This is a genomic window from Bacillus sp. AFS040349, from assembly GCF_002577655.1.
Taxonomy (GTDB): domain Bacteria; phylum Bacillota; class Bacilli; order Bacillales; family Bacillaceae; genus Metabacillus.
Genome location: NZ_NUMC01000099.1, coordinates 17,257 through 40,283 on the forward strand (window position 1 = coordinate 17,257; position 23,027 = coordinate 40,283).

A 23,027-nucleotide genomic window follows, 5' to 3' on the forward strand; every position below is an offset into this window, starting at 1 on the left:
AGTTTTGGTAAAATATTCTGATAACAATGTGTAGTAAATAACACGGTTTAACCCTTTACTAAAGAGCAGTGAAAATAACCGGGTTATCATAAAGAGAATGAGGGGGAAAATGATATCGCTATAATATTTCTTTGTCGGTTTTTATCTGTTCAGTGTAAAAAAATAATTGTTCTGTTTTTGCTATTACAGAGCAAGTCAATCTTAACTAGTTTTCTTTATATACGATATTCCCATCAATCATCGTTAGTTCAGGTTTTGCTAAATAATGAAAAGGGTGAGTATTCCAAACCACCAAATCAGCATCTTTACCAATTTCAATACTACCAACCCTATCTGCAACTCTTAAATTACGTGCAGCTGTAATGGTGATACCTTCCAATGCCTTTTGCTCGTTAAACCCTTCTCTAACAGATAATGCTGCACAAAGATTAAGGTATTGAATTGGGGTATAAGGATGATCGGTTGTAATGGAAACTTCTACACCTCTTTCAGAAAGCTCATGGTATGTTGACCAACTTTTGTTTTTTAATTCAATCTTAGATTTTCTTGTTAAAGTAGGTCCAACACATACTTTTACTCCTTTCCCGATTAATTCTTCAGCAATTAAATGTCCTTCTGTACAATGTTCAATCCGATAATCTAGATTGAATTCCTCTGCGAATCGGATCGCACTCATAATGTCGTCTGCACGATGAGCGTGAATACGAACTGGTATTTCACGTCGCAATGCCTTTTTTATTGGGATTGAGCGGAAGTCCTCTTTTTCATCACAATACTTTGCCTTGTAGAATGCTTCACGAAGCATCCCCATAATTCCCATTCGGGTAATGGACTCTTTGTTCCCGTGGCTATGCATACGCTTCGGATTTTCCCCCAGAGCAATTTTTAAGCCTGCTGTTTCTTGAATAACCATTTTAGAAATGTTAATTCCAAATGTCTTAATAACAGAGGTTGTACCCCCTATAACATTAGCGCTGCCGGGCATAACATGAGCTGTTGTTATGCCATACTTTATTGCATCTTTGAAGGCTGGGTCTAATGGATGTACTCCATCTAATGCTCTGATATGTGGCGTGAGAGGCTCAATCGTTTCATTTGCATCATTTCCTGCCCAGCCAGTACCTTCATCATAAAGACCTAGGTGTGTATGGACATCAATAAATCCAGGGAAAAGAAATTTGTCTTTACATATAATGGTCTCAGCTTCTCCGTTTGTGTCTATGTTTTTGCCAATTGCGACAATCTTACCCTCTTCAACTAAAACATCTGCCTCATACAATACTGGTGAAACAACAGGATAAACTGTTGCTTGTTTAAAAAGTGTAGATTTCATAGCTGGCTTCATTCTCTTTCTCTTAAAATAATTTTTTATCTACAGTTCAACCGTCAGAAAAGTCAACATTATTGAGATTTTAATATGTCACCCAATGCCTTATCAAGGGAGGGGTATATAAATTGGTATTGACTTGTTAATGCCTTTTCAGGCAACACCCGTTGGCCCTTTAATAGTAAGAGACTCATTTCACCTAACAGAGCTTTTATTGCAAATGAAGGAGCTGGCAACCAATGTGGACGTTGTAGTTTTTTTGCAATTGTTTTTCCAAACTGATTCATTTGCACCGGATTTGGAGCCACTGCATTTACAGGGCCTGTAATCTGTGGTGTGTGGATAATATGGTGAATAAGATGAACCAGGTCATCGATATGAATCCAAGATACCCACTGTTGGCCTGAACCCAGTGGACCGCCAGCAAATAGTTTATAAGGTAATACCATCTTTGGTAGTGCTCCTCCCTCTCCAAGAACAATCCCAAACCTTGTTAAAACGGTTCTTACACCAAGCTCGTTCATTTTGTTCGCTTCCTTTTCCCAAACCTCAACAGTCTTTGCTAGAAAATCTGTTCCCTTGATAGTAGATGTCTCTGTGAAAGTTTGGTCTACAGAGGTATCGTATATTCCAATTGCACTTGCATTTATAAAAACAGACGGTCTTTTTTTAAGGCCTTTTATTATAGAATATATGGCTTTAGTAGACTCGACGCGACTATCTACGATCTCTTTTTTTGCCTTTTCTGTCCATCTGGTATTAATGGTTTTTCCGGCTAAATTAATTACTACATCAACACCTTCCAAAGCGGAGGTTGGGTTTGAGCTTTCTGATAACCACTGAACGTAATGCAGGTTATTTTCTGAAGAAGTTTTTTTACTTCGTGTTAAAATATAAACAGAGGAACCTTTGCTTAAAAAATGTTGGGTTAGATGCTTCCCGACAAAGCCGGTTCCACCTGAGATGGCAATTTTCATAAAATCAACTCCTATTAATGAATCGTTATGTTAGAGTGACGTATCTCTTTCATTTATACCCTTTTTTAAAAAAATAACCTCATTTGAATGTGTTATAACAAGTTATGAGTAGGTGATTAACATGGCAATTATTACAAAAATTACTACACAAAAGCAATCTGATGAAAGATACAATATTTTCCTCGATGATGGAACGGGGGAAAAGTATGCTTTTAGCGTTGATCAAGATATTTTAATCAAACATAATCTCCAAAAAGGCAAAGAACTAGATGAATTTGATATTGTTGAGATAAAATATGGTGATGATAGAAAAAAGGCTTATAACAAGGCGTTAGAGTTCTTAAGTTATCGTATGCGATCAGTTAAAGAAGTAGAGGAATATTTGGCGAAAAAAGAATATCATGAATCGGTCATAAAGGAAGTTATCCTTAAATTAAAAGAATATAACTATGTAGATGATTTTGAATTTGCACTAGCCTATGTGCGGACTCAGAAGCAAACAAATGGGAAAGGTCCTACTATATTAACTCGTGAATTGGCTACGAAAGGAATTGGACAATCTATAGTAGAACAGGTCTTGGCGGAATATAGTAAAGCAGAGCAGCTTGAAGAGGCCATTTCTCATGCTGAAAAACTCTTGAAAAAAAATAATAAACTTTCAACCATTCAGCTTAAGCAAAAAATTGAGCAGCATCTACTAAGAAAAGGATTTTCCTATAACATCATTTCAATTGCGTTAGAGGAAGTCGATTATGAGCAAGATGAATCTGAAGAGTGGTTAGCGTTAGTTAAGCATGCGGAAAAAGCTCAGAGAAAATATCAAAATGAAGATCCTTATCAATACAAAATGAAAATGAAACAGTTTTTATACAGAAAAGGCTTTGCGATAGAACTAATTAAAAAGTTTTTAAATGAATAATTAAAGCAAGGGGAAATGGTTGTGAATACTAAGCGCTATAGTGAAATGACTGAGTATGAATTGAAAAGTGAAATTGCAACATTGAAGGAAAAAGCTAGGAAAGCAGAGCAGTTAGGAATTGTTAATGAGTTTGCTGTATTAGAACGGAAAATTACAATGGCAAAATCATATCTTCTTGATCCAAAAGAGTTTAAGTCTGAAGAAGTTTATGAAATTGATGGTGCACCTGGTGAATTCTTTAAAATAAATTATATGAATGGGATCTTTGCATGGGGGTATCGGTTGGCTTCACCAGACCATGAAGAAGCTCTGCCAATATCAATGTTACTAAAGGGCTGACAATACCTGTCAGCCCCATTAACTATTTGTTTTAAGAAAAATGATTGTGTTTATTAAGAATAAGGATTTTCTCGTTGGCCAGATGCTCTCATTCGTTCTTGTGGATGAGTATTAATCGTGCCATTTGCTCGCTTTGATGCAAACTCATCCTTCGCTCTTGGTTCGCCTTCAAATTTGTTGTTATTCATATTTGGGAATCCTGATTCTTTGTTACGCAACACAATCCCCTCCATTCATCATTTGCTTCAATCATTGAAGCGTATTTATAGTATGGGCCCTGTAGAGTCTAAATATTAGTAACGAATCCTACCTAGAGGTGATAATTATGGAAGAATACTTTGAGCGATTAACAAATGAGTTATTAAGTAAAAACACTAGCCTTTCGTATGCACAAGCAAGAACATGGGTGGAGCTGTTATGGGAAGATTTCGAATCTACCCAAGCAAAGGCTGGAAGAACTTACAAAGGAAAAGAAATGACCGAACAGGTTGTTAGACAGTTAATTATCCATTATGGTGACAAACTTCATGATTTCATAGCAACAAACCCTAAATATAGTCACTTATTGAACAATGATGACCACCTAAAACATTAAATGAACTTAATTAATTAAACGTTTGTTTAAATAAGAAAGGCTGACATGATGTCAGCCTTTAATCGTTAATCAGGTATAAGCTCCAACTTTTTTCGTAATTTTTCTTCGCTAAAAATCCAGCCAGTATAGGAGCTGACGATATTTAAGTCTTGATCAAGCTGCACAATTGCTACAAAGGGATAATACCCTTTACTTCGATATCGTAAATCAATAAATCTTACCTCATAATGATCAGTAAATTCATCAACCTCCCAACGATAAACAGGAGAGAAAGATAAGAAGGCAGAAATATTATCATCATCTTCAGCAGCCTTTATCACATCAGTCTGCGGTACAGGTACACGTTCAAATTCATCTAATATAATGATTTCTTCATTAACAGATCTGGCAACGTGAAAGTTTTTATCCGTCATAATGGCAATATGCCATTGTCTGAACCTCATTGTAGGTGAAATAATGATTTGTTCTATATTAGGGATGAGTTTATGCAATCGATGGATAATATTTCTTTGCATGATAAAACGAATGATATAATAGGCAATCAATATGGCATAAACAGTTAAAAAGGTGAAGCCTGGATGACCACCTAACACCCAAATGATAATTCCTACTACATGTGTAAAAAAGATAAAAGGATCAAATGTATTGATAATTCCAAGGGCAATCCACTTTTTTGAAAATGGACGAAGTGCCTGTGTTCCGTACGCATTAAATATATCTACAAAAACGTGCAGAACAATTGCGAGTAATGTCCAAAGATACAGATGGAGTAAATTACTCTCAGGAATAAAAATTGTTAACAATCCAGTAATTAAAAATGACCATAGTAAGATAGCAGGAATGGAGTGGGTAATTCCTCTATGGTTTCTAATATATTTTGCATTGTTTCTAAGTTTTAATATTGTATCAAGATCAGGAGCTTGTGATCCGATAATTGTACCGAACATAACTGCTTGTGCAGTTGGGTTATCTATTCCAACTGCGGGATCGAGAGTGGCTAAGCCACCTAAGGCTATTCCCATAACCACATGAGTTCCTGTATCCAAAATCATGTACCTCCTTATAATGGCTCAAGAGGAAGATCTCTTTGAGAGAAAAATCCTTAAAGATTCCTTGAATTTATATGTGACAATATTGTCCAATGTGAATAATTTTCTTGATTTTTAAAATCGTTATATAATAATAAGTCTTGTCCTATATTTAGGGGAGAGAGCCTCTAATAAATATTGTCTTATTATTATCTTTTCCCGATTAACCTGTAATTTAACATCTGGAGGAAAAATCTAATGGTAAATGAACTACAAAATAAATTAAAGGATTTTTCGATTCAAGAATTTCAACAAGATTTAATCACCTGGTATTTAGCCGAAAAAAGGGATTTACCTTGGCGTAAAGACCAAGATCCTTATAAAATTTGGGTGTCAGAGATTATGCTTCAGCAAACAAGAGTTGATACTGTTATTCCATATTTTAATGCATTTATAGATAAATTTCCTACAATAGAAGCTTTGGCTGCTGCAAATGAGGAAGAAGTATTAAAAGCCTGGGAAGGACTTGGATACTATTCAAGGGTTAGAAATCTTCATGCAGCTGTTAAAGAAGTGAATGAATCTTATTCGGGTATTGTCCCTAATACTCCTGAAGAAATTTCTAAGCTGAAGGGAGTAGGTCCTTATACAAAAGGAGCGATTCTTAGTATTGCTTATAATATTCCGGAACCAGCTGTCGACGGTAATGTGATGAGGGTTTTCTCGAGAATTTTATCCATTTGGGATGATATTGCAAAACCGAAAACAAGGAAGATTTTTGAAGAGACAACTTATCAGATAATATCAAAGGAAGATCCCTCATCATTCAACCAAGCAGTGATGGAGCTGGGTGCACTAATCTGCACACCTACTTCCCCTTCATGTCTTTTATGTCCTGTTAGGGAACATTGCTCTGCTTTTGAAGAAGGGGTTCAAGCTGAGCTCCCGATTAAAAGTAAGAAAAAGAAACCAAAACCGCTTCAAATGGCGGCAGCTGTTTTATATGATCAGGATAGAAGATTGTATATTCATAAAAGGTCTTCTACAGGCTTGTTAGCCAACCTTTGGGAATATCCTAATATGGAAGTTCAACAAGAAGCAGGTAACACTTATAGGAAGCAGCTCCAAGAGTTTTTACTTTCAACTTATGGTGCAGATGTTGAACTTTTAGAGTTATCCGGTACTGTAGAACATGTTTTTTCACATTTAATTTGGAATATATCTATTTTTATTGGTGAAGTAAACAACATTCCAAATGATCAACTTATTGCTGTAACAGAAAAAGAGCTAGAAAAGTACGCCTTTCCTGTATCACATCAAAAAATATATAAAATATACCTTGGGTCTGACAAATCTTAGTCAGACCCAAAGGTTTTAATCATATTGAACTCTAGTTCCATGAGTATAATCAGCTTCATTTCTTTTTAAGCCGCCACGAGCTTCAATTTCTTCAATAATTTCACGGTGAATGGTTTGTCCTTCAACATTAAGATAAGGAACCATTTGTTGAAGAGAGTGGTGGAAGTGGGCAAGTTCTTCTTTTTTCCACTCTTTCTTTGACATCATCGATAGTTCAGTCATATCACGACCAACATACATAAAACATCCTCCTCTAAATGACGAGATGTGTTCTTTTTCATCAAGACTTCTATCTCATAGAAGTTTCATTATATTATCTGATACAATAATAACATCTATTCGATTGTTTAATTTTAAGGAGTTGACAAAATGACCCAAGAAAATAAAGTAGCACTTATTACAGGTAGTAGTAGAGGAATTGGAAAAGCAGTAGCCATTCGTTTGGCAGAAAAAGGTTATAACATTGTTGTGAACTATGCACGAAGCAAAACGGCTGCATTAGAGGTAGTTGAACAAATTGAAAAATTGGGCGTAAGAGCTATTGCGGTTAAGGCTAATGTAGGAAAGCCGGAAAAAATAAAAGAGTTATTTTCACAAATTGATGAGGAGTTTGGCAGACTTGATGTGTTTGTAAATAATGCAGCATCAGGTGTTCAAAAGCCTGCAATGGAATTAGAAGAAAGTCATTGGGATTGGACAATGAACATTAATAGTAAAGCTCTTCTTTTCTGTGCACAAGAAGCGGCAAAACTAATGGAGAGAAATGGAGGGGGCTTCATTGTTAGTACAAGCTCACTTGGCTCGATTAGATATTTAGAAAACTACACAACAGTTGGTGTTTCTAAAGCAGCATTAGAAGCTCTTACAAGATACTTAGCTGTAGAATTATCCCCGAAAAACATTATTGTAAATGCCGTTTCAGGTGGAGCTGTTGACACGGATGCTTTAAAGCATTTCCCGAACCGTAATGAGCTATTGGAGGATGCAAGGAAGAATACTCCAGCAGGAAGAATGGTTGAAATAGAAGATATGGTTAATGCTATTGAGTTTTTATTAACGGACAAAGCGTCAATGATCAGAGGTCAAACGCTTATTGTTGATGGGGGCCGTTCTTTGCTCGTTTAGGCTGAAACGTGAGCACTAAAGGCTTAGAGTCTCAATAAAAATTTAATTTAAATTTTTTTTAAAATATGTTGGATATTAAATTCACCTCTAGGACAATCTATATTTCGTGGAGGTGATATCGAATGGCACAGAACAATTTCCAAACTGGTAAAACAGCATCAGGGACTAACATCCAACATGTAAAACAACAAAACGCTCAAAGTGCTCAAGGTAGCCAAGCTGGTGCAGGTCAATTTGGTACTGAATTTGCGAGCGAAACTAACGTACAACAAGTTAAACAACAAAACCAACAAGCTGAAGCTAACAAAAACCAAAATTCTTAATTAGCTAAAGCTCTAAGACACCTTTCCCACAGCGTGGAGAGGTGTCTTTTCTTTTGTGCTTAAGCTTGGGCGGTTTCGAATCATCGGAGATATTTTTCTAAAACGACAAAAGTTTCGGTTCCTCTACATAACTAGTCAAAGGATCAAAAAAATTTATGAAGAATTTAATATACAAAAGTGATTATGAATCTCTATTGAAAGGAGAATAAACATGAATTTTGATCAACTAGTAGGTGAGCAATTAAAAACCATGGATAAATTATTATACCTACAGTCAGAAATTGAAAGATGTCAGGATATAAAAACTCAACTGGCTGCCCTACAAGACGAAGCTAAACTCCAATCCATTCATGATGAAATCGCACAAATGAAAGAAGAATTAAATAAAATTCAACAAGTCTTTGAAAGACAAACAGAAGAGGTTATTCAGTCTTACGAAGATCAGAAGTTTGAGACTGTTTCATGAAACATTTTCAATAAAATAATTAACTCCGATTCCGGCATTTATTTATGCTGGATTTTTTATTGCTTCTGGAGAAAAGTAAGTTCAATAGCAGGAGTGGAGCGGAGTGTTTAGATGTTAGGGTGAATGAGTGACAATATGAAGACGGAAAGAAAGTGAAATGTCGTTCATTGGGTGTATGAACGACAAAACGAAGGAGGAAAAGAAGTGGAATGTCGTTCATCAAGTATATGAACAACAAAACCCTCGAATATGAACTAGCCTTATTATAAAAAATAGCTTCCCAATCGCCCTTATCATATAATTCTAACCTGCAAAACAGTATATAACCTTACAGTTATAACACTTTTATTTTCTTTTTTCCCTGACAAACGTTATAATGAAAGGAACTATATAAGGTGAAGACGTTGTGAAATAGATTTCACGAAGCAACCAATCGAAAGAAGGGGAGAAAAGTGGGCTTTCCCAGGGAAGGAGACAAAATTCAAATTCATAGTTATAAACATAATGGCTACATTCATAGAGTCTGGGAAGAATCAACTGTATTGAAGGGTTCTCAGCACTGTATTATTGGTGGGAACGACAGAACTATTGTTACGGAATCAGACGGTAGAACATGGGTGACAAGAGAGCCGGCGATCTGCTATTTTCATGCCAGACATTGGTTTAATATTATAGGTATGCTTAGAGAAGATGGAGTATATTATTACTGTAATATTAGTTCGCCTTTTGTATGGGATGATGAAGCATTAAAGTATATTGACTATGATCTTGATGTGAAGGTTTATCCAGATATGACATATACAATTTTGGATGAAGATGAATATGAGCTGCATAGTAAGCTAATGAATTATCCAGAAGTTATTGATCTCATCTTAAGAAAAAACCTCGAAACATTACTTCGTTGGATTCGACAGAAAAAAGGTCCATTTGCACCTGAATTTATTGACGAGTGGTATGAACGATATTTAACATACGTAAAATAGTAAATGTAATAAGGGTGACTCATGGGGTCAGCCTTTTTAATTATTGTAAAACGATTCATATTGAGCTGGACGAAAGAGTATCAATGCAAGTAAGACTTACTATGACCAGCTTTAGTTCGTGAACCGAATGTTTGGCGTTAGATTAGAAACGGGGGATTTTTTTGGGGGTAGTTAAACGATACTTGGCTTTTGTAAAGCCTTATCGTCTACAAATTATAGGGACGATTATTATTGGAGTTATTAAGTTTTCTATTCCGTTATTATTGCCGCTGTTAATTAGGCATGTTGTGGATAATATCATTGGCGGAAACGGCACAGAAGCAGAAAAAACAAAAGAATTATTAACCATTATGGGCTTTATGTTTGTTTTATTTGTTGTCATTCGTCCACCTGTCGAGTACTATCGGCAATACTTTGCACAATGGACAGCAAGTAAAATTTTGTATGATATAAGAGATCAACTTTTCACTCATCTACAAAAATTAAGCTTGCGATATTATGCCAATACAAGAGCTGGAGAAATTATCTCACGTGTTATAAATGATGTAGAACAAACAAAGAATTTCGTCATAACAGGTCTGATGAATGTTTGGCTTGATGTTGTGACGATCATTATTGCCGTTGGGATTATGTTTTCAATGAATGTAAAACTTACATTAGTTTCAATTGTTCTTTTTCCACTTTATGGTTTGTCTGTTAAATACTTTTACGGAAGATTACGACACTTAACAAGAGTTCGCTCACAGGCTCTTGCAGAAGTTCAGGGGCATTTACATGAACGGGTTCAGGGTATGCCTGTTATTCGCAGCTTTGCTACGGAGGAATTTGAGCAGAAGCAGTTCGCGAAGGAAAATGCAAATTTTCTAGAAAAAGCTCTTACCCATACTAGCTGGAATGCCAAAACCTTTTCCGTAGTTAACACGTTAACTGATATTGCACCGTTAATTGTTATCACTTTTGCCGGGTATCAAGTTATTCAAGGGCAATTAACAATAGGTACAATGGTTGCGTTTATCGCTTATATTGAACAACTATATAATCCGTTGCGTAGACTAATTAATTCTTCAACCACTTTAACACAGGCCTTTGCCTCTATGGATCGCGTGTTTGAATTTATTGATGTTCCATATGAAGTGGTAGATAAACCAGATGCTAAAAAGGCTGATGGAGTTAAAGGAGAAATTGAGTTTCAGGACATATCCTTCCGCTATCAGGAGGATGAAGCGCTTATTATCGAAGGGTTATCTTTGAAGGTGAAAAAAGGTGAAACTCTTGCACTAGTTGGGATGAGTGGAGGAGGTAAATCAACTCTTGTTAGCTTACTTCCACGTTTTTATGATGTTACAGGTGGAAGAATTTTACTTGATGGAATTGATATTAGAGATTATGAAGCGCAAAGTCTCAGAGAACAAATTGGGATGGTGCTTCAAGATACATTCTTGTTTAGTAATACTGTGAGAGAGAATATTCTTATCGGTAAGCCTGGGGCATCTGAAGAGGAGATCGTTGCAGCAGCGAAAGCAGCCAATGCACATGACTTTATTACAAAGTTACCAAAAGGATATGATACTAAAGTTGGTGAAAGAGGAGTTAAATTATCAGGTGGACAAAAACAGAGGGTATCCATTGCGAGGGTGTTTTTGAAAAATCCACCAATACTTATTTTAGATGAAGCTACCTCAGCGCTTGATTTAGAAAGTGAGCATCTTATTCAAGAAGCACTTGAGAACCTTGCAAAAGAACGCACAACCTTTATTGTCGCTCATCGCCTGTCAACAATCACTCATTCTGACAAAATTGTCGTGATTGAGGATGGTAACGTGTTAGAAGAAGGAACACATCAAGAGTTGATGGATAAGCAAAGTCATTACTATAAATTATTTCAAATACAGCAATTAGATTAGTGAAAGCACAATCTTCTTATGGAGATTGTGCTTTTATATTTTCATAACAAAAAATAGGGTCAGCATCTGCTAAACCCTACTCTTCTGATAATTTAATTTCATTGTCTTGCTTATGATAGCTGTGGAAGCTGTAGATGAGCGTATCTAAGTGTTCAAGCTGTTCGCTATAATCAATGATCGTCGAAACGAGTGGTAATAGATGAAAAAAGTAAGTAGAATTTTGATCTTGTTGAAGTTCCATATAAGCATCCATTAAATGTTGTTTATTAAATTTATCTTCTTCTAACAACTCAGTTGATTGAATTGTTTTTGTTTTTCCGATAAAACGAAGTAATGCTTCTTCGTGAACATACAACAAATGATCCAATTCTTTAACAAGGACCTTTTGAAAGTGCTCGGGCATATGATGGAGATCATTTTCAAAACGGTGTAGTTTCTTCAAGGTATCTAAAGCTCTATTTGTTGTGACAATCATCTGGCGGAATAGCACAAGCTTTCTTGATTTAGAGTAGGTTTCTCTTTTAAAATAGTTTCGCTCTTCTTTATAATTTAAATAAAGCTGATCAAGCTTTATCATTTGCTCTTTAAATTTTTCGATATCGTCTTTTAGTACATTATGTTCTGAAGCATGACGTAAATTCACTCTAATCCATTTAATGATGTCCTCTGTATTAGATGTGACAAGGTTGTAAAGCTTTGTTTCATATTTAGGCGGAATAAATACTAGATTCACAATAAAAGCAGCCAATACTCCGAGCATTACAGTAAAAAAGCGAATGGATGCTATTTCAATGAAATCTTCACCAGGGCTTTCTAAAATCGCGATAACAGTAACAAGAGAAACAGGTATTGTGCTTTCAATCTTTAGTTTTAAATTTATTGCGATAACAATGATTGCTGTTAGTCCGATAACAAATGGATGGGAACCAAAAATTAAACCGAATCCAATTGCTAACGCTGCGCCGATAACATTTGCTTGAACTTGCTCAATAATAGATAAATAAGAACGATAAATTGTCGGCTGTATCGCGAATATAGCGGAAATACCGGCAAAGGCCGGAGATGGCAACTGTAGGACAGTTGCTAAAAATAATGCAAGTGTAATAGCGATCCCTGTTTTTAGGATACGGGCACCTAGTTTCATGTATGTTTAGTGACATTCCTTTCTTGAACTTAATCAATATCGTACTATACAGCGATTTAGTGCTATTTACAAGATGCACTTTCCCTTTTTTACATAAATTTAAAACGTTCATCTATTCTGAAAAATTGTAAAAAGAAAAGTGAAGACAGGGTACTCGTGTACTCTGTCTTTCACGTTTATTTTATGATAGTTTGCTGAACGCAACCTCTACGGCTTTTAAAGTTTCTTCTATATCTTCTTTAGTATGAGCAGTTGTTAAGAACCATGCTTCATATTTCGAAGGTGCAAGGTTAATTCCCTGCTGGAGCATAAGTTTGAAGAACTTGGCAAACATTTCACCATCTGTATTTTCTGCCTGCTCATAGTTCGTTACCTTTTCCTCTGTGAAATAAATCGTTAATGCACCTTTTAAACGATTTAGTGTTATCGGAATATTGTATGTACGAGCATGAGCTAATATACCTTCTTCAAGAATGGCGCCTAACTCATCAAGGTTTTCATAAACATTTTCTTGCTTAAGTACTTCTAAACAAGCAATACCTGATAGTATTGATGCTGGGTTACCAGCCATTGTGCCGGCTTGATAAGCTGGCCCTAAGGGAGCGACTTGTTCCATAATTTCTTTCTTTCCACCATAAGCGCCGATTGGAAGCCCGCCACCGATGATTTTACCTAGAGCTGTTAAGTCAGGATATACACCTAAAAAGTCTTGTGCTCCACCATACATAAAACGAAAAGCGGTGATTACTTCATCATATATAACAAGCGCACCAGCGTTGTGGACTAGCTCATTCACTTCTTTTAAGAACCCGGGTTTAGGCTCAACAATTCCGAAGTTACCTACAATTGGCTCAACTAAAATTGCAGCAACTTGATCTCCCCATTTGTTCAATGCTTCTTTTAAAGGTTCGATTTCATTAAATGGAACCGTAATAACCTCTGAAGCGATACTTTTTGGTACACCAGCAGAGTCGGGAGTTCCTAATGTCGAAGGACCTGAGCCAGCGGCAACAAGTACAAGATCAGAATGTCCGTGGTAACAGCCTGCGAATTTGATAATTTTATCTCGACCAGTATAAGCACGTGCAACTCGAATTGTCGTCATAACAGCCTCAGTACCTGAGTTTACAAACCGCACTTTATCCATAGCAGGCATAGCTTCCTTAAGCATTTTGGCAAATGTAATCTCATGAGGAGTTGGTGTTCCGTATAAAACCCCATTTTCTGCCGCTTTTTGAATGGCTTTTGTAATATGTGGATGAGCGTGTCCTGTAATAATTGGCCCGTATGCAGCTAAATAATCAATATACTTGTTGCCGTCAACATCCCAAAAGTAGGCTCCGTTTGCTTTTTCCATGACAACTGGAGAGCCGCCACCAACTGCTTTATAAGAACGTGAAGGAGAGTTAACTCCTCCAACAATATGTTTTAGTGCTTCTTCATGTAATTTATGTGACTTAGTAAATTCCATTTTATCCTCCTATGATGTATCAAACTTGGAACAATGTTTATTCTATCATGAATACAGTCTACATTGAAAAATGTCAGATTATAATAGATTCCAATGCATACCATTTGTTGAAATGGCTGTTTTTAGATAGACTAATAAGTTGTGGTCAAATTTGGAGGGACGTAAAATGACAAATATTATTGAGGTAAACCAATTACGTAAAGAATTTAAATCGTACTCTAGCCGTCAAGGTTTAAAGGGTGCGTTTCGTGATTTATTAAATAGACAATATAAAACAATTCCAGCTGTTAATGATGTTACGTTTACTGTTGGTCAGGGTGAGATGGTTGGTTATATCGGTGAAAACGGTGCAGGTAAATCAACATCTATTAAAATGTTAACGGGCATTTTAACACCAACTTCTGGTCAGGTTCTTGTGAATGGGATGAATCCGCATAAAGAACGCGAACAGTTTGTACAGTCAATTGGGGTTGTTTTTGGGCAACGATCACAGCTTTGGTGGGATATTGCGGTTCAGGAGTCGTTTCGTCTGTTGAAGAAAGTGTACAAAGTATCAGACAAAGATTATAACGAGCATATGGAGCATGTTATCGCCACCTTAGATATAGGGCCATTGCTAGATAAACCTGTACGTAAACTATCATTAGGTCAAAGAATGCGCTGTGAATTAGCAGCTGCACTTATTCATAATCCACCACTTTTATTTTTAGACGAACCAACAATCGGTCTGGATGTTCTTGTTAAATTGAAAATCCGTCAGTTTTTAAAAGAAATGAATGAAAAATATAAAACAACAATTCTTCTTACTACACATGATTTATCCGATATTGAAGCGTTATGTGAACGAGTCATTATGCTTGATGAAGGTAGTGTTATTTATGACGGAGCTTTAGCTAAGTTAAGGTCTCACTGGGGAGAAGGAAAACAAATAGAATTTCAGTTTGCGGAAGAAATTGTACAGGAACAATTAACTTTTATCACTCAGGACCTTGATGTTCAATGGCAAAAAGGAGATAAACTAAATGTTTGGACTGCGTTTGTAAGCGATAAGGAAGCACAAATGTCAGAACTTATCGGTCGGGTTGTTGGTACACATCAGATTAAAGATCTAAGTGTAAAAGAAATCTCAACAGAAGAAGTCATTCGAAACATTTATGAAAAGGGAGAGGCTCTTTCAAGCTGAGGTGACATAATGGATAAATATATTGAAATGATAAGAATTCGGTTTTTAATGATGCTTGCTTATCGCACAAATTATTACAGTGGGATTTTAATTTATAGTATTAATATAGGTGCTTATTATTTTTTATGGACTGCGATTTACGGTGGTAAAGAGTCAATTGAGGGATTATCTGCGGTTCAAATGACTACTTATGTTGCAGTTTCTTGGATGGCAAGAGCTTTTTATTTTAATAATATTGATCGTGAGATTGCGCTTGAAATAAAGGAAGGTAAGGTGGCTGTGGAGCTTATCAGGCCGTATAATTATCTTGGCATGAAAACAATGCAGGCATTTGGTGAGGGTGTCTTTCGGTTATTTTTCTTTTCTGTACCAGGAATGGTCATTGTTGCACTTGTTTTCCCATTGGAGCTTTCATCAAATGGAACAACATGGCTTTTATTTGCGAGCTCACTAATCTTTAGTTTTATTGTGAATACCCAAATTAACTTAATAACAGGTATGCTAACCTTTTTCCTTTTTAATAATGATGGATTAATGAGAGCGAAGCGGGTTATTATTGATCTGTTTTCGGGACTTTTACTACCTATAAGCTTTTATCCGATGTGGGCTCAAGACATTATGGTGTATTTTCCGTTTCAAGCAATAAGTTATATTCCGAGTATGATCTTTACGGAAGGTATTACAGGAAATGAAGTATGGCAGTCAATATTGTTACAAGGGTTTTGGGCACTTGTGTTACTTCTTCCAATTCAAATTCTCTGGATATTAGCAAAAAAACGAATGATCATACAGGGAGGTTGAGGGAATGTTTTACTTTTCAATGTTCACACAATACATTGGACAATATATGAAAACAAGGCTGCAATACCGAGCTGACATGGTTGTTGAGCTATTATCTGATATGCTTTTTCAAGTAACAAACTTGGTCTTTATCCTTGTAGTATTTGGTCATACTCAATTTTTAAGTGGGTGGACCAGGGATGAAATTATCTTTATATATGGGTTTTTCCTAGTTCCTTTTGCAGTGTTTGGTGCATTTTTTAATATTTGGGACTTTAATGAAAGATATATTGTAAAAGGTGAGATGGACAGGATATTAACTAGACCAATTCATAGTCTTTTTCAGGTTATTCTTGAGAGAATGGAGCTTGAGTCACTGTTTGGAGCAATCACAGGAATTATTATTATGGGATATGCGTCTGTACAGCTTGGATTAAGCTTTGAGTGGTACGATTTTATCTTGTTTATTATATTTGTGATTAGTGGTGCACTCGTTTATGCAGGTATTTTTGTTTCATTAGCGAGTATTGGATTTTGGTCAGATGCACGAACATCTCTTATGCCGATGATGTACAATATCGGGAACTATGGTCGTTACCCTGTTGATATTTATAATGCCGTTATTCGGTTTGTGTTAACGTGGATTTTACCTTTTGCTTTTGTAGGGGTTTATCCTGCAGCTTTTTTCCTAGGAAAAGATGAGTGGTATGTGTACTCTTTTCTTACTCCTGTCATGGGGATTGTCTTTTTTTGTCTTTCTGTTTTTCTTTGGAACGCAGGAGTTAAAAGATATAGAGGTGCTGGAAACTAAATATATTTGAAGGGTCAGACAACAGTTTGTCTGGCCCTTTTCGTTTTCTCTCATAACCTCCTTTAAGCTTGTATATATTGTACAAAGTGTGTTCTTGAGTAGGGTGGGAGCAATGTGGGACTTATATTTTGTATATGTATTGCTGTTTGTATATTCATGAGCTTTAAAAGTGTTGTTATCATTTGCTTTCAAAGAAATTTTCTCTCTTTTGAGACAATAATTATGATTACATATCTTTATCTTTCTTTACTAATTGGATTTGGAATGATTTATTTGATTTGTATTCAAAGCAATATTCCGGTTCTTCATGAAGCTGGAATACCAATTTCTGATGGTTACTTTGATAATCTTTTAACCTCTTTGTACTTTAGTGCGGTTACGTTATTTTCCGTTGGTTATGGTGATGTTGTTCCTGTAGGAGTGGGACGTTTTCTAGCTGTCCTTGAGGCATTAATAGGCTATATCCTGCCAGCTGTTTTTTTAGCTCGTACAGTTATAGGGAACGAAAAATAGTTAATAGTTGTACGAAAGGCTAAAGTTGGTTACGCTTAGTGTAACAAACACTTCTTGGAGGGATAAATATGACAATAGAGGTTGGAAACACTGCACCGAATATTGAGTTAGTAGCTGATAACGGAGAAAAGGTTAAGTTATCTGATTATCAAGGAAAGTACGTTGTATTATATTTTTATCCAAAGGACATGACACCAGGATGTACAACAGAGGCTTGTGATTTTAGAGATCAACATCAAAGCTTTTCAGATTTGAATGCTGTCATCTTGGGAGTAAGTCCAGATCCACAGGAAAGACATCTAAAGTTTAAAGAAAAACATGATCTTCCTTTTCAACTATTAGTTGACGATGAAAACAAACTAGCTGAAGCTTTTGGAGTTTGGAAGTTAAAGAAGAACTTTGGTAAAGAATATATGGGAATTGAGCGCTCCACTTTTATTATAGATCCTGAAGGGAAAATCATTAAAGAATGGAGAAAAGTCAAGGTAAAGGATCATGTTGAAGAAGCCTTGAATTACATAAAGGAAGTTAAAGCTTAAGATTGGTAAACATGGATATTAATCAGAGCTGAAAATACATAACGAAAAATTTAAAAGTAGAAGGTGTCCATATGAGAGACGAAAGAATAACAAACTTAGCATCTGTGCTTCTGAATCACTCGGTAAAAGTGAAAAAAGGTGAAAAGGTATTAATACGTGGTCATCTAAACACAAAGCCTTTAATAACAGAGTTGATTGATCAAGCGTATTCATTAGGAGCATATCCTTATGTTGATCTTTTTGATGATGAAATTTCATTACATTTAGCTAAAAATTATCAAAGAGAGCAATTAGTAACACAAGCTAGCTGGCAAATGCAAGTTTACAAAGATGTTGATGCAGTCATTATTATTATTGGCGAGGAAAATGATGCTGAAATGGCAGATATTCCAATGGAAAAGCATAGGTTACGCGGTGAAATCATGAAGCCGGTATCAGAATTCTATGTGAACAATCGTAAATGGGTTCTATTAAACTATCCTACTAAAGGGTTGGCGCAAAAAGCGGGAATGAGTACAAGAGCATTTGAGGACTACTTATTTGAGGTTTGTACAGTAGACTATGAGAAAATGGCAAGTGCCGTTGCACCATTAAAGAAGTTAATGGAAAATACTGACCGTGTACGTCTAACAGGTCCAGGAACTGATTTAAGCTTCTCTATTAAAGGAATTCCAGTTGTACCTTGTACAGGTGAAGCGAATGTTCCAGATGGAGAGATCTTTACAGCTCCAATTAGGGACTCAGTAAATGGAACAATCTCCTTTAACACACCGTGTCCATATCATGGCACAACGTTCCGAGATGTGAAGCTGACCTTTGAAAATGGAAAAATCATTGAAGCTGTTGCAGATCAAACAAAAAAGCTTAATGAAATATTAGATACAGACGAAGGGTCAAGATATATAGGAGAATTTGCAATTGGGTTTCATCCTATTATTGAGGAGCCGATGGGAGATATTTTATTTGATGAAAAGATATGTGGAAGCCTGCATTTTACTCCGGGGGAAGCATATGAAGAAGCGGATAATGGAAATAAATCTGCCATTCATTGGGATATGGTGTTAATACAAAGACCTGAATACGGTGGAGGAGAGATTTATTTTGACGATGTGTTAATCCGAAAAGATGGTCAATTTGTGTTACCTGAACTCGAGGGATTAAACCAGGAGAATCTTAAGTAAAAAGTATGAGCCTATTTTAAAAAGGTAAGGCAAACGTCCAGCCAAAATAGGAATTAGAGCGTAATGTATTAGGGAAGGCATTACCTCCTCAAATGTTAGCGCCGGATTGAAGTGCGGACCCGTGTTCCGCACTCTTTTTATGTTATTAGGAAACACGAGCCATAACAGTTTTAATACATAAAGGGGGATTTCATTGTGCAAATATTATCAACTGTGAAATTACCAGATTATTTAAAAGAAGAACTTTCTCAGAGTTTTCCGGATATCACGTTTCATCATGATAAAAAGATAAATGAAGCAAAGGATCTTATACCAGAAGCAGAAGTGATCTTAACCTATGGAGAGGATTTGACTGAGGAGCATATTAAAGCGGCTGATAATCTAAAATGGATTATGGTTGCTTCCGCTGGGATTGACCGACTTCCGTTCGCTATTCTTGAGGAGCGAAATATTACTGTAACAAACTCTAAAGGGGTACATGCTATACCGATGGCCGAATATTGTATATCCATGATGCTACAGGTTTCAAGGCAAGCTGAGGTGTTAATTGAAAATCAAAAGCAACATAACTGGAATAGACGAGTTAGGATGGAAGAGCTATACGGAAAAACTGTTTTAATTATAGGTACCGGTGCGATTGGGATTCAAACGGCTAAGCTATGTGAAGCGTTCGGGATGAAAGTTTTAGGTGTCAACAGTGATGGAAGAAAAGTAGAGCATTTTGACCGTGCCTATAGTATGGATGGAATTTCAATTCCTCTAGCAGAAGCAGATTTTGTGATTTCTGTTCTTCCAAGCACTGTAAAAACAAAAGGGCTTTTAAATAAAGACTTTTTCTATAAAATGAAGCAAGATTCTGTTTTTATTAATATCGGAAGAGGAGATGTAGTTGTTGAGAATGACCTCATTCCATTACTTAACGAAAACAAAATTAAACATGCAGTGCTAGATGTGTTTGAAAAAGAACCTTTAGCTGAGGACCATCCATTTTGGGAGATGGACAATGTTACGGTTACGCCTCATCTCTCAGGGATTACAAAGAATTATCTGCCTAGAGTAATGGTGATCTTTCATAGAAACCTTCAGTACTATTGTCATCATCAATTAACAAGTATGGAAAATATCATAGCATTAGAGAAAAGATATTAGATCAAAGAGAATGAATGAAAGCTGTTGGTAAATAATACTCTTATATAAAGAAAGTTTGACAAAAGAGATTCTCACAATGTACACTAATTATAAAGATTATAAAGTAAGAATGTTTTTAGAAGTGAGGTGCATGGCGAATGTCTGAACATCAATTAAAAGATGCGTTGGATGCCTTAAAACAAACAGGAGTACGTATTACACCTCAACGTCATGCTATACTTGAATTCTTAGTCGATTCCATGACACACCCTACAGCCGATGATATATATAAAGCGTTAGAAGGAAAATTCCCTAATATGAGTGTTGCCACAGTTTATAACAACTTAAGGGTATTTCGTGAAGTTGGACTTGTAAAGGAATTAACGTATGGCGATGCATCAAGTCGTTTTGATTTTGTAACGTCAGACCACTATCACGTAATTTGTGAGAAATGTGGAAAGATTGTTGATTTCTCTTACCCAGGACTTGATGAAGTTGAGGCGTTAGCTGCACATGTAACGGGATTTAATGTAAGTCACCATCGAATGGAGATTTACGGTGTGTGCAGTAGTTGTGAAAAGAAAGAAACACATTAAACAAGCTGGTCTTTTGGACAGCTTGTTTTTTTGTTGTAACAGTCAGTCGTATTGGAGAAATGGGCTTTGCTTACGTTCGCGAGATATGAAATAACCCTATTAAAGGAAAGTGGGCCACATTTGTATTGTATTTAAGTAAAAAGGGATGAAAAGCATACGCAAACAAGAATGTGAATGTTTTTGTATAGATAGGTGAATGAAATCATACGTAAAATACAGAAAAAGGGGAAAATGATAAAAAAAGTGGTAGGGAATGTGATAATTATCCATTTGCGTATTGTTTTGAAGTAAAAAGGGGTAAAAAGCATACGCAAAAGAGGAATGTGAATGCTTTTATATAGGATAGGTGGTATGAAACCATACGCATAATACAAAAAAAGGGAAAAATGATATTAAAAGTGATCAAAAATGCAAGAATTATCCATTTGTGTATTGTTTAAAAGTGAAATGGGGTAAAAAGCATACGCAAAAAAGGAATGTGCATGCTTTTACATAGATAAGCAGAATGAAATCATACGCATATTTTTTGAAGAGGAAACTCTTTATATAAATAAAAATGACCATCAATGCAGTGTGTGCAATTTGATGGTCATTTCTTGTCTTTTAATTCATTAATATTTAAGCCGTTCTTCTTTATTTGTTTAAACTCTTTTTATTATAACTTTCATCAAATTCTTTTCCTTCAAGATCCTTGTCCAATGTTAAAGGTTCCTTACAATACATACACATGTCTACCCGACCAAGTATCTTTGTCGGTTTCCCACATGATGGACAAGTAACCTGTACGGCTTTTGTCGAGAGCATACCGATCCAGAAATAAACAACGGTGCTTGCGATAATCGAAAGCATTCCTAACATCATAAAGATCGTCATAACCCACATGTTTGTTCGGAAAAATACCCCAATATACATAATAATAAACCCTATAAATATTAAGCTTAAAGCAAAGGTTCTTATTTTATTTATTTTACTAGTATATTTACGAGCCATTTTGACCTCCTAGAATAGATAAATTTTAAGTTCGTTTGCAATTGTCACCTTTAAAGTGAAAGATATAAGTAACAAGCTTCTTTTGGTCATAAGATACTTGCGCTTTTTTAAATATAGCACAGGTTATATAATAGATAAATTGTTTACTAAATTTACATAAAAACTTGTTTTTTTAAAGTGACTCTGAAAGTAAAGGGTTTTGACAATGAGATGTAGAAACATTTAGTAAAGCCCATATAAGGGAGGAAGATTGATGGAAAATATTCTCCGTCCTATTTATCAAGAACGAGCAAGTCATACCAATACTTTAGCCATTATCATGATTGAAAAGCGGAACCAAACCTCCCCTTTAACTGATAATTTAGATGTAGCTTTACTGGTTATTGTAAACGAAGCTGAGCAGGCTTTATTTGTTAAACATTATGAATATGAAGATAAAAAAGCATCTTTAACGGTGATGACGAATGGTGATCTGAACGAGTCCATCCTGTTAGGTACAAATAGAAGGATTGTAGATTGGATCCTGAATGGGAAAATTCTTTTTGATCGTAATGAATACATAATAGAACTAATTGACCGATTAAAAACATTTCCTTTTAGTGAAAGGAAAATGAAAATTGGCATTGAATTTGCAAAGCTGGTTCGAAGGTACTTAGAGGGTAAGGAGTTCTTCGAATCAAGGCAATTGTTAGATACTTATAATCATGTTGTTCACGCGTTACATCATCTAGCAAGACTTGAAGTGATTGACAGGGGCTACTATCCTGAGGTAACGGTATGGAACCAGGTAAAACAAATAGAGCCGCAAATTTATAAATTGTATAAAGAATTAGTGGAGAGTGAAGAATCACTAGAGAAAAGATTAGAATTACTTTTCTTAGCAAGTGATTTCCTAATTCATTCTAAGACAGAAATTGGGGCAGCACACATACTAACTGTTATGTCTGAAAAAGATTCATGGTACTTCGATGAGTTATATCAACATCCAGAGTTAAAATACTACTCTGTAGACTTAAGTGTCCTTTTAGAATTTTTAGTTGAGAAGCAATACATATCTATAGAAAGAAAACAAACAAAAGGTAAAGGGATCTATCATCGTATATATTTTCTTGAGAAAAAATATTGACTTTAATTTTTGTAGGTGATATATTATTAAACGTCGCTGTTACTTAAGTGTTAGCAGCGTCGCTTATTTTCTTCTTAAACGGTAAAAAAACTTTTTTGAAAAAGAGTTGACGTTCTAGGTTGAAGATGTTATATTAATAAAGTCGCTTCTGAGAGAACGACATTAAATGATCTTTGAAAACTAAACAAAACCAAGCGTGCCAACGTTAATTTCGATTAAC

Annotated in this window: 26 protein-coding genes; 18 read left to right on the forward strand and 8 right to left on the reverse strand. The window is 35.7% G+C overall.

Translation table 11 applies throughout. The features are described from left to right. Positions 1-205: 205 nt before the first annotated feature. Positions 206-1,333, reverse strand: coding sequence for an amidohydrolase (locus COD11_RS19690; RefSeq protein WP_098798602.1), 1,128 nt, complete (start codon positions 1,331-1,333; stop codon positions 206-208). A gap of 68 nt (positions 1,334-1,401) precedes the next feature. After that, positions 1,402-2,304, reverse strand: coding sequence for a TIGR01777 family oxidoreductase (locus COD11_RS19695; protein WP_098798577.1), 903 nt, complete (start codon positions 2,302-2,304; stop codon positions 1,402-1,404). A gap of 121 nt (positions 2,305-2,425) precedes the next feature. Here COD11_RS19695 and recX point away from each other — a divergent pair, with 121 nt between their 5' ends. Both recX and COD11_RS19705 read left to right on the forward strand, forming a co-directional pair. Further along, positions 2,426-3,223, forward strand: a complete 798-nt coding sequence (recX, locus tag COD11_RS19700) for a recombination regulator RecX (protein ID WP_098798578.1) — start codon at positions 2,426-2,428, stop codon at positions 3,221-3,223. A gap of 21 nt (positions 3,224-3,244) precedes the next feature. Continuing rightward, the gene (locus tag COD11_RS19705; RefSeq protein WP_098798579.1) at positions 3,245-3,562 is read left to right on the forward strand and encodes a YfhH family protein; all 318 of its coding nucleotides are present in this window, start codon (positions 3,245-3,247) and stop codon (positions 3,560-3,562) included. Positions 3,563-3,615: 53 nt separating this feature from the next. Here COD11_RS19705 and COD11_RS19710 read toward each other — a convergent pair whose 3' ends face one another. Further along, entirely contained in the window at positions 3,616-3,783 is a 168-nt protein-coding gene (locus tag COD11_RS19710; protein ID WP_483296304.1) for a small, acid-soluble spore protein K, read from the reverse strand. Positions 3,784-3,887: 104 nt separating this feature from the next. Here COD11_RS19710 and COD11_RS19715 point away from each other — a divergent pair, with 104 nt between their 5' ends. Then, entirely contained in the window at positions 3,888-4,157 is a 270-nt protein-coding gene (locus COD11_RS19715) for a YfhJ family protein (RefSeq protein ID WP_098798581.1), read from the forward strand. 65 nt (positions 4,158-4,222) lie between these two features. Here COD11_RS19715 and COD11_RS19720 read toward each other — a convergent pair whose 3' ends face one another. Then, the gene (locus tag COD11_RS19720) at positions 4,223-5,203 is read right to left on the reverse strand and encodes a metal-dependent hydrolase (protein WP_098798582.1); all 981 of its coding nucleotides are present in this window, start codon (positions 5,201-5,203) and stop codon (positions 4,223-4,225) included. A gap of 240 nt (positions 5,204-5,443) precedes the next feature. On the opposite strand from COD11_RS19720, the gene mutY reads away from it, so the two are divergent. After that, complete coding sequence (mutY, locus tag COD11_RS19725; protein ID WP_098798583.1) at positions 5,444-6,544, forward strand: A/G-specific adenine glycosylase; 1,101 nt, start codon at positions 5,444-5,446, stop codon at positions 6,542-6,544. 15 nt (positions 6,545-6,559) lie between these two features. On the opposite strand, the gene COD11_RS19730 is transcribed toward mutY, so the two are convergent. Continuing rightward, entirely contained in the window at positions 6,560-6,784 is a 225-nt protein-coding gene (locus COD11_RS19730) for a hypothetical protein (RefSeq protein ID WP_098798584.1), read from the reverse strand. 129 nt (positions 6,785-6,913) lie between these two features. Here COD11_RS19730 and fabL point away from each other — a divergent pair, with 129 nt between their 5' ends. From fabL to COD11_RS19755, 5 genes are all read left to right on the forward strand, one after another. Further along, the gene (gene fabL / locus COD11_RS19735; RefSeq protein WP_098798585.1) at positions 6,914-7,669 is read left to right on the forward strand and encodes an enoyl-[acyl-carrier-protein] reductase FabL; all 756 of its coding nucleotides are present in this window, start codon (positions 6,914-6,916) and stop codon (positions 7,667-7,669) included. 122 nt (positions 7,670-7,791) lie between these two features. Next, on the forward strand, positions 7,792-7,992 hold the full coding sequence (locus COD11_RS19740) for a gamma-type small acid-soluble spore protein (protein WP_098798586.1): 201 nt from the start codon (positions 7,792-7,794) through the stop codon (positions 7,990-7,992). 211 nt (positions 7,993-8,203) lie between these two features. Further along, positions 8,204-8,458, forward strand: a complete 255-nt coding sequence (locus COD11_RS19745) for a YgaB family protein (RefSeq protein ID WP_098798587.1) — start codon at positions 8,204-8,206, stop codon at positions 8,456-8,458. Between the two features lie 452 nt (positions 8,459-8,910). After that, entirely contained in the window at positions 8,911-9,441 is a 531-nt protein-coding gene (ntdP, locus tag COD11_RS19750; protein WP_098798588.1) for a nucleoside tri-diphosphate phosphatase, read from the forward strand. Positions 9,442-9,602: 161 nt separating this feature from the next. Beyond that, the gene (locus tag COD11_RS19755) at positions 9,603-11,345 is read left to right on the forward strand and encodes an ABC transporter ATP-binding protein (protein WP_098798589.1); all 1,743 of its coding nucleotides are present in this window, start codon (positions 9,603-9,605) and stop codon (positions 11,343-11,345) included. A 76-nt stretch (positions 11,346-11,421) separates the two neighbouring features. On the opposite strand, the gene COD11_RS19760 is transcribed toward COD11_RS19755, so the two are convergent. Next, positions 11,422-12,489: an aromatic acid exporter family protein gene (locus tag COD11_RS19760; RefSeq protein ID WP_098798590.1), complete on the reverse strand. Its 1,068-nt coding sequence runs from the start codon at positions 12,487-12,489 to the stop codon at positions 11,422-11,424. Between the two features lie 181 nt (positions 12,490-12,670). Continuing rightward, complete coding sequence (locus COD11_RS19765) at positions 12,671-13,960, reverse strand: glutamate-1-semialdehyde 2,1-aminomutase (protein ID WP_098798591.1); 1,290 nt, start codon at positions 13,958-13,960, stop codon at positions 12,671-12,673. A 166-nt stretch (positions 13,961-14,126) separates the two neighbouring features. On the opposite strand from COD11_RS19765, the gene COD11_RS19770 reads away from it, so the two are divergent. From COD11_RS19770 to perR, 8 genes are all read left to right on the forward strand, one after another. After that, positions 14,127-15,143, forward strand: a complete 1,017-nt coding sequence (locus COD11_RS19770) for an ABC transporter ATP-binding protein (protein ID WP_098798592.1) — start codon at positions 14,127-14,129, stop codon at positions 15,141-15,143. Positions 15,144-15,152: 9 nt separating this feature from the next. Then, entirely contained in the window at positions 15,153-15,944 is a 792-nt protein-coding gene (locus tag COD11_RS19775; RefSeq protein ID WP_098798593.1) for an ABC transporter permease, read from the forward strand. Between the two features lie 4 nt (positions 15,945-15,948). Further along, the gene (locus tag COD11_RS19780; protein WP_098798594.1) at positions 15,949-16,734 is read left to right on the forward strand and encodes an ABC transporter permease; all 786 of its coding nucleotides are present in this window, start codon (positions 15,949-15,951) and stop codon (positions 16,732-16,734) included. A 222-nt stretch (positions 16,735-16,956) separates the two neighbouring features. Continuing rightward, positions 16,957-17,247, forward strand: a complete 291-nt coding sequence (locus tag COD11_RS19785; protein ID WP_176551156.1) for a potassium channel family protein — start codon at positions 16,957-16,959, stop codon at positions 17,245-17,247. A gap of 68 nt (positions 17,248-17,315) precedes the next feature. Beyond that, positions 17,316-17,786 (forward strand): thioredoxin-dependent thiol peroxidase, encoded by a 471-nt coding sequence (gene bcp, locus COD11_RS19790; RefSeq protein WP_098798596.1) that lies wholly within the window; start codon positions 17,316-17,318, stop codon positions 17,784-17,786. Positions 17,787-17,857: 71 nt separating this feature from the next. Next, entirely contained in the window at positions 17,858-18,967 is a 1,110-nt protein-coding gene (locus COD11_RS19795) for an aminopeptidase (protein WP_098798597.1), read from the forward strand. 195 nt (positions 18,968-19,162) lie between these two features. Continuing rightward, positions 19,163-20,116: a D-2-hydroxyacid dehydrogenase gene (locus COD11_RS19800; RefSeq protein WP_098798598.1), complete on the forward strand. Its 954-nt coding sequence runs from the start codon at positions 19,163-19,165 to the stop codon at positions 20,114-20,116. Between the two features lie 137 nt (positions 20,117-20,253). Continuing rightward, a complete protein-coding gene (gene perR, locus COD11_RS19805; RefSeq protein ID WP_098798599.1) occupies positions 20,254-20,691 on the forward strand; it encodes a peroxide-responsive transcriptional repressor PerR in 438 nt (145 codons plus the stop codon). 633 nt (positions 20,692-21,324) lie between these two features. On the opposite strand, the gene COD11_RS19810 is transcribed toward perR, so the two are convergent. Continuing rightward, the gene (locus COD11_RS19810) at positions 21,325-21,681 is read right to left on the reverse strand and encodes a YgzB family protein (RefSeq protein WP_098798600.1); all 357 of its coding nucleotides are present in this window, start codon (positions 21,679-21,681) and stop codon (positions 21,325-21,327) included. Positions 21,682-21,934: 253 nt separating this feature from the next. On the opposite strand from COD11_RS19810, the gene COD11_RS19815 reads away from it, so the two are divergent. Continuing rightward, positions 21,935-22,807 carry a nucleotidyltransferase-like protein gene (locus COD11_RS19815; RefSeq protein WP_098798601.1) on the forward strand — a complete coding sequence of 291 codons (873 nt, stop codon included), beginning with the start codon at positions 21,935-21,937 and terminating at the stop codon, positions 22,805-22,807. Positions 22,808-23,027 lie beyond the last annotated feature (220 nt).